The organism is Methylobacterium sp. WL103 (assembly GCF_008039885.1).
GTDB lineage: Bacteria > Pseudomonadota > Alphaproteobacteria > Rhizobiales > Beijerinckiaceae > Methylobacterium > Methylobacterium cerastii.
Genome location: NZ_VRUX01000163.1, coordinates 1 through 7,858, shown reverse-complemented (window position 1 = coordinate 7,858; position 7,858 = coordinate 1). Strand labels below are relative to the sequence as shown.

Here is a 7,858-nt window from a genome sequence, read left to right as displayed (position 1 = left end):
CCCCCCCCCCCCCCCCCCCTTTTTTTTTTAATTTTACGGCGACCACCGATATCTACAAGTAATGTTTCGTCGGCATCGTCATTTGTGTATAATGGTCAGGCCGATGCCGGCGCCGGTCAGGGTCGCCACGAGCCAGCCGGCGGCGACGACCGGGCCGACGCCGGGAATCGCGAGAAGGCCGAGGCCGGTGAGGAGGCCGGTCGCACCGCCGACGACGGTACCGAGCGAGGCGCCCGTGCCGGCTGCGGTCTCGGCCTTGTGCGCGGTGTCGGCGTGGTCGCCGGTCCCGATGCGGCCGGCATGCCGGTCGCCTTCGTTGTTGCTGACGACGCTGATGTCGCCGTGCGAGACGCCGGCGGCCTCAAGGCGGGTCACCGCCGTGCTGGCCGCGTCGTAGTCGTCGTAGAGGGCGGTGATGGTCTGATGTGCCATGGTCAAATCCTGGATGTCGTCGAAAATCGCGCGGCTGCGCTCTAACCGTCCGGGGACGGCGCTCACTGCGCGGCGACGTTGCCCTTGAAGTCGACGCCGACCTTGACCGGCTTGCCGTTCAGCACGGCTTCGGCGCGCCAGATGCCCTTGTCGTCCTTCTTCAGGCCGCGGACGTCCTTGTAGCCGGCATCCTCCAGGCGCTTGTGCGTCTGGGCTTCGGTGAAGCTGTTGGCGCCTTCCTCCAGCTTCGCGTTCGCGGCCGCGTTGGCGGTGGCCGGCTTGGAGGCGTCTGGGCGGTCGGTGTTCGGCCGCGTCACGGCCTCCTGACCACCGGACTTCTCGCTGGACTTTGCGTCCGGCGCGGGGGTGCCCGTGGTCGTGGTCTGAGCGGAGGCGATGCCGGTCCCGAGCAGGGTCACGAGCGCGATGGCAGTCAGATGGCGTTGCAAGGCGGTTTCCTCTACTGTTACCCCCAATCAATCCCGTCGCAGCCCCAAGCGTTCCGAACTATATTCTTCGAAGACATCTTTGCGCCGGCTCGAGAAAGCGTGGCGTTTCGCGAGAAATTGTCGTTTTCCCGGGAACGGTTTCGCGATGAGCGCTGAGACGCACCGGAAAGCCGGGCATTCCGTGCCTCGTAAACGCCTCGCCCCATCGGATGAACCGTGGGCTTCCCCTCTCCCCGCATGCGGGGAGAGGCCCGGCCGCACCCCGTCGTGCAGCCGGGAAGCGAAAGGCGAAGCCGAAGCGAGGGTGAGGGGGAGCGAACGGAGGAGGCTCATCCGGGTCAGCCCCCTCACCGTCGGCTGCCGCCTCGCTCGGCCGACGACGAGGTCGGCCGAGCCCTCTCCCCGCAAGCGGGGCGAGGGGATGCGCACTCGGCAAGCCGTCGGGAACGAAGGTGGGCGGCAGCCCAGCCGGCGGGTCAGCCCCGGCAGCGGGCCTTGATCGCGGCCGAGAATTCCTTCTCGGAGTCCTGCACCTGGCTCAGGCGGGTGCCGCGCTCGCCGCCGGAGAGGCAGCGGCCGTAGACGCCGGCGACGCGGCGCATGGTGTCGACGTGGCGGCGCCAGATCCGGCAGCTCTTGGCGTCGTCGCCGTCGGCCTGCTCGAGCTGGTCGATCGCCTGGCGCTGCATCGACTGGGCGACGAGCATGTCGCGGGCGCAGGTGCCGTCGGCCGCGCCCTGTTGAGCCTGCACGGCGTGCGGGACGGCGAGCAGCGTCGCCGCCACGGCGAACGGCAAGACCCGAGGCCGGCTCACGCGACGCCCGGTCATGCGGCCTGCGAGGTCGAGGTGTGGGTGAGCAGCGCGTAGAGGGCGTGCGCGTCGCGCGCCGCGCGGATGCGGTCGAGGATGCCGGGCTCGCGCAGGATGCGCGCCACCTGGGCCAGGGCCTTGAGGTGGTCGGCGCCCGCGCCCTCGGGGGCGAGCAGCAGGAAGGCGAAGTCCACCGGGCGGCCGTCGAGGGATTCGAAGTCCACCGGCCGGTCGAGGCGGGCGACGAGCCCGAACAGCCGGTCGAGGCCCGGCAGCTTGCCGTGCGGGATCGCGACGCCGTCGCCGATGCCGGTGGAGCCCAAGCGCTCGCGCTGCAGCAGGGTCTCGTAGACGTCGCGGACGTCGAGCGTCGGCAGGCGGCGGACCGCCTGGGCGGCGAGGTCCTGCAGCACCTGCTTCTTGGCCCGGGCGCGGAGCGAGGGCACCACGGAATCCGGATCGAGGAATTCCAGCATCGGCATCGAAGGACCGCCCGCCCGCTCTCGAACCATGGGGGCCACGCCCCATGAAGAGGGCGCGCACCGCGTTGTCCGCGCGGCCGCGCCCCAAAAACACCAATCCCCGCCCCGAAGGCCGGTTCCGGCGTCCTCGGCTCAGGCCGCCGCGCTCGGCGGGTCGACCCAGCCGATCGCGCCGTCGCTGCGCCGGTATACGACGTTGATGCGGCCGGTGCCAGCATGCACGAAGACGATCACCGGGGCGCCGGTGAGGTCCAGCGCGGTGACCGCCTCGCTCACCGAGTGGCGCTTGAGGGTCTTGGTGCTCTCGGCCACGATCGGCGGGTGGCTCGCGCCGTCGTCGGGCTCGTCCTCGTCCTCGTCGTCCTCGGGCGCGGCGAACACCGCGTAGGCCGCCTCGACCGCGGCGCCGTTCGGCCCCCCGTTCGGTCCTTGGGCGTGCTCCTTGAGCCGGTGCTTGTAGCGCCGCAGGCGCTTCTCCAGCCGGTCTGCGGTCTGCTCGAAGCTGGCGCGCGGGTCGTGCGCGGTGGACGACGCCTCGATGGTGAGCCCGGAGACGAGGTGCAGCACGCAATCGGTGCGGTACGCCGAGCCGTCGCGCCGGAGCGTGACGTGGCCGGTGCTGCTCTCGTTCATGTGCCCGTCGAGGTATTTTGACAGGGTCGCCGCCATCCGCTCGTCGACACGGCCCCTGAGGGCTTCGCCGAGGTCCAGGCCGTGGCCCGTGACGCGCAATGACCCCATGTATCCTCCGGTGCGGTTGACCCTGGTCTTTCGCCCACCGACCGCGGCGAGCGGGATTCGGCGGAACGCCGACCCGTCGGCGTGACGGGGGACGGAGTAGAGAAGCCGGCGCAGGCGAAGTCAACGGACGTGAGAAGCCTTGCCGGTCACGGTCCAACCGCCGGGGCGGGCCTGAAACCGCCCTGCGCGGCAGCGCCGTCATCCTCCAGCGCGGCGGGCGAAGAGCCCGCTCGCGGCGCGTTCACCGCGCCATCATCACCCCCGCCACCATCCCGCCCTGCGCGTAGCGCTCGCGGCGGCGCTCGATCGAGGAGGGGATGCGCAGGGATTCGCGGTACTTCGCCACTGTGCGGCGGGCGATGTCGACGCCTTCGTGGCGCAGCTTCTGCACCAGGGCGTCGTCGGAGAGCACGTCGTCCGAGGTCTCGCCGTCCACGAGCTGCTTGATGCGGTGGCGCACGGCCTCCGAGGAGTGGGCGGCGGTGCCGGCCGCGCCCGGGATCGCGGCGGTGAAGAAGTACTTCATCTCCAGGGTGCCGCGGCTGGTGCCGATCGCCTTGTTGGAGGTGACGCGCGAGACGGTGGATTCGTGCATGCCGATCGCCTCGGCGACCGTCTTGAGGTTCAGGGGCCGCAGGTGCGTGACGCCGTGGACGAAGAACCCGTCCTGCTGACGCACGATCTCGGTGGCGACCTTGAGGATGGTGCGCGCTCGCTGCTCCAGGCTCCGGGTGAGCCAGTTCGCGGTCTGCAGCGCCTCGGAAAGGAAGGCCTTGTCGCCCTCCGCCTTCGCGCCGCGCACCACGCGGGCGTAGTAGCTCTGGTTGACCAGGACGCGGGGCAGCGCCTCGCCGTTGAGCTCCACCAGCCAGGAGCCGTCGGGGGCGGCGCGCACGAACACGTCGGGGATCAGCACCTCGACGCCGCTCGAGCCGAAGGCGCGGCCCGGCTTGGGATCGAGCCGGCGGATCTCGCCCAGCATCTCGACGAGGTCCTCGTCGTCGACGCCGCACAGGCGCCGGAGGGCGGAGAAGTCGCGCTTGGCCACGAGGTCGAGGCGCGAGACCAGCGCCTGCATCGCCGGGTCGAACCGGTCCTTCTCCCGCAGCTGCAGCGCCAGGCATTCGGCGAGGTCGCGCGCGGCGACGCCGGCCGGATCGAAGCTCTGGACGAGCTTGAGCACGCCGGCGACCCGGTCGAGGGAGGCGCCGAGGCGCTCGGCCACCGCATCGATCGATTCCCGGAGGTAGCCGGCCTCGTCCACCGCATCGATCAGGAAGCCGCCGATCAGCCGGTCGGTGGCGTCGCGGGTGGCGAGGTCGAGCTGGCGGCCGAGATGCTCGCGGAGCGACGTCTCGACGGTGAGCGTCGCCTCGAAGTCCGGGGCCTCCGAATCGAAGCTGCCGCCGGTGTTGCCGTAGGGCGCGGGCGTCAGCGAGAGCATGTCGCCGGTGGCCGCCTCGCGGATCGGGCTCGGCGCGTCGTCGGGGTAGACGTTGTCAAGGCGGGCGTCGAAGTCGCCGTCGATCTCGCCGCGGTCGAACTGACGGCGCTTCTCCGGCTCGCCGAGGATCTCGTAGGCAGAGTTCGCCTCGGCGAAGCGGTCCTTCGCCTTGGCGTCCTTGTTGGTGTCGGGATGGTAGGTCTTGGCGAGCTTGCGATAGGCCTTCTTGATCTCGGCCTCGCCGGCAGTCTTGGGTACGCCCAGCACCTCGTAGGGATTGCGCATCGGTCTCTTGAGTTTCGTGGTTTCGCGCCGGCTTTGGAGCAGCGGCCATGCACGCCGCATGTGGGCGGCCTGTTGCCCTTGCGCAACGTAGGGGCGGCGAGACTCGGCGCAAGCGCCGCCGGCGTCAACCCGACCGCAGCGCAAGGCTTGCCGGACGCAGTGCCGGGCGCGTCGCGCTCAGCCCGTCTTGTCTGTGTGGCCCTTGTCCAGGTGGCTCTTGCGCGGCGTTGCCTTGTCCAACGGAGCCTTGCCGGTGCGGATCCGCTTCAGCTCCCATTCGCCGCCGGAGGGCTTGCAGCCGGTGCCGCGCACGAAGCGGCTGCTGTTCGGCGCGATGACCGAGGCGAGGAAGTCGCGGCAGATCAGGTCCTGGGCGACGTAGGGCAGGCCGGTCGGGTTGATCGTGCCGCGCAAGGCGGTCTCCGGATTGTCCCACTTCACGGGCTTGCCGTTGCCCTGCGGGTCGAGGGCGACCCCAAGCGCGGCGTAGGCGCGGCGCCAATCCTCTTCGCCGAGGTCCGAGCCGAAGCTCGTCGGGCGCCGGTTGATGCTGCCGGTGACGATCGGCTCGTCGGCCACCGTCGCGGCCTTGGCCTCCGAGGTGGCGTCCGCGCGGAAGATCAGGAGCGGCTGGCTGCAGCCGCAGAGAATCGAGACGAGGCAGGCGGCCAGTGCCGCCGGCGCGATCCGCTTCGCACATTCCTCCGCCTGCGGCGTCGCCGCGGCCACTTCCTTCTTGTCGGGACGACGCATTACACCTGTACCCGAGACCCTGAACCCCAGCCGAGATGGCGCGTAAGTGTGCTCCAACGTCGGTGCCCCCCGACCCGGATCTCACAACGGAGGATTAAGTCGTGGACGCGTTAAAGATCGATGAGTCGGGCGGACATGATGCGGTCCCGGACGCCGCGGACTTCACCCTGAGCGACGACCCGTTCGGCCTGTTCGCGGCCTGGATGGCCGAGGCGACCGCCTCCGAGCCCGAGGACGCCAACGCCATCGCGCTCGCGACGACCGGCGCGGACGGGCTCCCCGACGTGCGGATGGTGCTGCTGAAGGGCTACGACGCGCGCGGCTTCGTATTCTACACCAACGTCGAATCCGCCAAGGGCGAGGAGCTGGCCGCCAACCCGCAGGCCGCCTTCGTGCTGCATTGGAAGAGCCTGCGCCGGCAGATCCGGGTCCGCGGTCCGGTGTCGCGGGTGACGGCCGAGGAGGCGGACGCCTACTTCGCCAGCCGCCACCGCGACAGCCGCCTCGGGGCGATCGCCAGCCGGCAGTCGCGCCCGCTTTCGGGGCGCGACGCGCTGATGGCGGAGGTGGCGGAGCTGTCGGCGCGCTACGAGGACGGGCCGGTGCCGCGGCCGGAGAACTGGACCGGCTTCCGGATCGAGCCGGTGGCGATGGAGTTCTGGCGCAACGGCGACTACCGCCTGCACGACCGCGTCCGCTTCACCCGCAACGGCGAGGGCTGGGACCGGTCGCGGCTTTATCCCTAGGGACGGGTTACGGCACCAGGGGCGGCAGCGGCGGCGCAACGCCCTCGGGCAGCGCGGTGCGGGCGACGTTCATCGTCATGGCGAGCAGCGCGTAATAGCCGTTGATGCCAGTGAGATCGATCGCCCCCTGCTCGCCGTAGAGGGCGACCAGCGCCGCGTAGGTCGGGTCGCTCACCGCCTTGTTGCGCTGGAGCTCGGTCGAGAACGCGTAGACCGCGGCCTCCTCGGACGACATGCCGTCCGGCCGGCGGCCTTCCGCGATCGCCTGCGCCACCGCCGGATCGAGGCCGGCTTTCAGCGCGATCGGGTGATGGATCTGCCATTCGATCTGCTGGCTCCACTCGCGGGCCACGATCAGGATCGCGAATTCGCTGATCTTGAACGGCAGGACGCTGTCGTAGCGCAGGTACAGGCCCATCTCGCTGGCGCGCAGCATCAGGTCGGGACTGCGCATCAGCGGCACGAACGGGCCGAAGACAGGCACCTTCCGCGCGGCCAGGAACGCGTCCGACGCCGCGACCTGGGCCGGGGTGAGGCCGTCCGCCGGGATCGCGGGCATCCGGTCGGTGGGGCGGGCCGTGTTCGGCATGGGGCGATGATCCGGCTGTTCGGGCTGCGGGACTTGGGTGATCCCGCTCCACGTCCTGCCGGTCAAGCGCTGCGGCCGGTGTTGCGGCGCGGCGAAGCCGCTGGATTTTCGAGACCGCTGCGCTTAGACCGGAGCCTCAATGCGGAGGCCCGCCGGGGTGCCCCGGCGCCGGCCCCGAATGGAAGCGAGGCACGGCCTTGGCCACACCCGGAAACGAACGCCGCCGTATCATGCTGCTCACGGGGGCGAGCCGCGGCATCGGGCACGCCACCGTCAAGCGCTTCTCCGCCGCGGGATGGCGGGTCATCACCTGCTCGCGCCACGCGTTCCCGGAGAACTGCCCGTGGGAGATGGGGCCGGAGGACCACCTCCAGGTCGATCTTGCCGACGCCGCGGACACCGTGCGCGGGGTCCGCGAGGTCGCCGAGCGGCTCGCGAACGAGGGCGGCTTGCTGCACGCGCTCGTCAACAACGCCGGCATCTCGCCGAAGGGCCCGAACGGCGAGCGCCTCGGCGCCCTGCCGACCGACTTCGCGACGTGGCAGCGGGTGTTCCAGGTCAACGTCTTCGCGCCCGTGCTGCTGGCTCAGGGCCTGCGCGACGAGCTCGCCCGCGCCAAGGGCTCGATCGTCAACGTCACCTCGATCGCCGGATCGCGCGTCCACCCGTTCGCCGGGGCGGCCTACGGCACCTCGAAGTCGGCGCTCGCCGGCCTGACCCGCGAGATGGCCGCCGACTTCGGTCCGCTGGGGGTCCGCGTCAACGCGATCTCGCCGGGCGAGATCGACACCGCGATCCTTTCGCCCGGCACCGACAAGCTGGTCGAGCAGATCCCGCAGCGGCGCCTCGGCACCCCGGACGAGGTCGCCAAGGCGATCTACTTCCTGTGCACCGAGGCCTCGTCCTACGTGAACGGCGCCGAGCTGCACATCAACGGCGGCCAGCATGTCTGACCGGCTGGTCCGCTGGTCCCTTCTTCTCGTTTTCGCCGCCACCCCCGCCGCCGCAGAGCCGGCGGTCACGATCCTCGACCTGCCGTTCCAGGCGACCGCGATGCGCGGGCCGCGCAGCGAGGTCGCGGTGGCGGTGGCGACCTCCGGGCTGATCCCGCTGGCCCGCTCGGCG

The 7,858-nt window shown here is 70.8% G+C and carries 8 protein-coding genes and 3 pseudogenes; 3 read left to right on the top strand and 8 right to left on the bottom strand.

All coding sequences use genetic code 11. The features are described 5' to 3' along the window. Nucleotides 1-120: 120 nt before the first annotated feature. The 7 genes and pseudogenes from FV222_RS12105 to FV222_RS12070 all read right to left on the bottom strand — a co-directional run. Nucleotides 121-432, bottom strand: a pseudogene (locus FV222_RS12105) (hypothetical protein); the annotation flags it as partial. Between the two features lie 62 nt (nt 433-494). Continuing rightward, on the bottom strand, nt 495-881 hold the full coding sequence (locus FV222_RS12100) for a PepSY domain-containing protein (RefSeq protein WP_147750723.1): 387 nt from the start codon (nt 879-881) through the stop codon (nt 495-497). 476 nt (nt 882-1,357) lie between these two features. Then, nucleotides 1,358-1,711, bottom strand: coding sequence for a hypothetical protein (locus tag FV222_RS12090; protein WP_246685435.1), 354 nt, complete (start codon nt 1,709-1,711; stop codon nt 1,358-1,360). Continuing rightward, nucleotides 1,708-2,175 carry a PTS IIA-like nitrogen regulatory protein PtsN gene (gene ptsN, locus FV222_RS12085; RefSeq protein WP_147750725.1) on the bottom strand — a complete coding sequence of 156 codons (468 nt, stop codon included), beginning with the start codon at nt 2,173-2,175 and terminating at the stop codon, nt 1,708-1,710. Before ptsN ends, FV222_RS12090 begins: the two co-directional genes overlap by 4 nt. Nucleotides 2,176-2,307: 132 nt before the next feature. Further along, on the bottom strand, nt 2,308-2,916 hold the full coding sequence (gene raiA, locus FV222_RS12080; RefSeq protein WP_147762480.1) for a ribosome-associated translation inhibitor RaiA: 609 nt from the start codon (nt 2,914-2,916) through the stop codon (nt 2,308-2,310). Nucleotides 2,917-3,157: 241 nt separating this feature from the next. Further along, nucleotides 3,158-4,627 (bottom strand): annotated as a pseudogene (rpoN, locus tag FV222_RS12075) (RNA polymerase factor sigma-54); the annotation flags it as partial. A 195-nt stretch (nt 4,628-4,822) separates the two neighbouring features. Continuing rightward, on the bottom strand, nt 4,823-5,398 hold the full coding sequence (locus tag FV222_RS12070; protein WP_147814411.1) for an RT0821/Lpp0805 family surface protein: 576 nt from the start codon (nt 5,396-5,398) through the stop codon (nt 4,823-4,825). Nucleotides 5,399-5,565: 167 nt separating this feature from the next. On the opposite strand from FV222_RS12070, the gene pdxH reads away from it, so the two are divergent. Next, nucleotides 5,566-6,144, top strand: coding sequence for a pyridoxamine 5'-phosphate oxidase (gene pdxH / locus FV222_RS12065; protein ID WP_147764136.1), 579 nt, complete (start codon nt 5,566-5,568; stop codon nt 6,142-6,144). 7 nt (nt 6,145-6,151) lie between these two features. On the opposite strand, the gene FV222_RS12060 is transcribed toward pdxH, so the two are convergent. Then, nucleotides 6,152-6,733, bottom strand: coding sequence for a carboxymuconolactone decarboxylase family protein (locus tag FV222_RS12060; RefSeq protein WP_147764127.1), 582 nt, complete (start codon nt 6,731-6,733; stop codon nt 6,152-6,154). Nucleotides 6,734-6,963: 230 nt separating this feature from the next. Between FV222_RS12060 and FV222_RS12055 the strand changes: the two genes are divergently transcribed. Then, nucleotides 6,964-7,686: an SDR family oxidoreductase gene (locus tag FV222_RS12055; RefSeq protein WP_147754679.1), complete on the top strand. Its 723-nt coding sequence runs from the start codon at nt 6,964-6,966 to the stop codon at nt 7,684-7,686. Next, nucleotides 7,679-7,858 (top strand): annotated as a pseudogene (locus FV222_RS12050) (hypothetical protein); the annotation flags it as partial. The gene FV222_RS12055 and the pseudogene FV222_RS12050, both read left to right, overlap by 8 nt.

Coding starts and splice junctions, on each gene's coding strand:
- FV222_RS12090 (WP_246685435.1), bottom strand. CDS start 1,711: ATGACCGGGCGTCGCGTGAGCCGGCCTCGGGTCTTGCCGTTCGCCGTG.
- ptsN (WP_147750725.1), bottom strand. CDS start 2,175: ATGCCGATGCTGGAATTCCTCGATCCGGATTCCGTGGTGCCCTCGCTC.
- raiA (WP_147762480.1), bottom strand. CDS start 2,916: ATGGGGTCATTGCGCGTCACGGGCCACGGCCTGGACCTCGGCGAAGCC.
- FV222_RS12070 (WP_147814411.1), bottom strand. CDS start 5,398: ATGCGTCGTCCCGACAAGAAGGAAGTGGCCGCGGCGACGCCGCAGGCG.
- FV222_RS12060 (WP_147764127.1), bottom strand. CDS start 6,733: ATGCCGAACACGGCCCGCCCCACCGACCGGATGCCCGCGATCCCGGCG.
- FV222_RS12055 (WP_147754679.1), top strand. CDS start 6,964: ATGCTGCTCACGGGGGCGAGCCGCGGCATCGGGCACGCCACCGTCAAG.